The organism is Ruegeria sp. AP12, from assembly GCF_056540025.1.
On record NZ_JBQFVZ010000080.1, the window covers coordinates 1 to 1,107 of the forward strand.

Annotated in this window: 1 protein-coding gene; it reads left to right on the top strand. The window is 58.4% G+C overall.

Annotated elements, in window-relative coordinates; genetic code table 11:
- The first annotated feature begins 123 nt into the window (after window positions 1–123).
- Window positions 124–723, top strand: coding sequence for a rhomboid family intramembrane serine protease (locus ACR0E6_RS21370; protein ID WP_480565435.1), 600 nt, complete (start codon window positions 124–126; stop codon window positions 721–723).
- Window positions 724–1,107: the final 384 nt, after the last annotated feature.

Genomic DNA, 1,107 nt, shown 5'->3' on the forward strand with positions numbered 1-1,107 from the left:
GGTAGAGGAAAACCAGATCCATTTCGAGGTCTTTTCTACCTGAGCGCGTCAGCGTCCGCGCTCTGATCCGACCATCCTGCAAGGCATATTGATCGTTCTCCCTGCTGGGATTATCTATCTCAGATGATTGATAAAAACGGTAAAAGCGTTGTTTTTTCGCGGTTCAAGGTTCTGGCGCTGTTCATTGCGGCACTTTGGGCGATTCAGGTTCCCAACTGGGCAGTTGGGTACCGCCTGAACCTCGCGTTCGGGCTGATCCCAAGGCAGATCACCGGGTTGGACGGGATCTTTGGCATGCCACTATTGCATGCCAGCTTTCCGCATCTCATTTCAAATACGCCTCCTCTCATCCTGATGGGCGCCTTGCTGGCGGCTACAGCAACGCGGGCCCTATTGGTCGTGAACGCCGTCATCATCGCTTTGGGCGGAGCGCTGGTCTGGCTGTTCGGAAACACAGCCATCCATATCGGCGCATCCGGGCTGGTATTTGGGTGGTTCGGCTTTCTGGTCGCGCGCGGCGTGGTCGATCGGTCGCCCGTGACCCTTGCCGTGGCCATGGTGGTCGGGCTGCTTTACGGATCAATCCTTTGGGGCGTTCTGCCCGGCCAGCTCGGCATCTCGTGGGAGGCGCATCTGTTCGGCGCAATCGCAGGCGTAGCTGCGGCCTTACTCGTCCGAACTCATGTACATGCCCCCCGGATTTTGAACGTGGACCAACCATAGACAAGCATCGCGGGAAAAGGGGTTGATTGCGGATCACTGACACACCCTTGGCGGTAGGAATTGCCCGCACCAAAGGGGTTTGCCACTAGCCCCTACGAAATCTAAGACTTCGAACAGGTCACGCAGTCCACCGGTCTGCGCGGCACCCGATCAGGGTTCCTGTTATTGAGGCGATGGAAAAACCGCGGGCGATCCATGCGCCCGCGGAATGGGTCAGCCAGACCTACTGTGCTTCTGTCATCGCTGCCCGTAGCAATTCCGGGCGATCCGATTGTGACGGCAGGAACACGGCCTGAGATCCGGCATCCAGCGCGGACAGGCTTGCATCATACCACTGCATTGCCAGATCGCGACGCTCTTGCACGCCGAAGCCTTCGCGCAGGT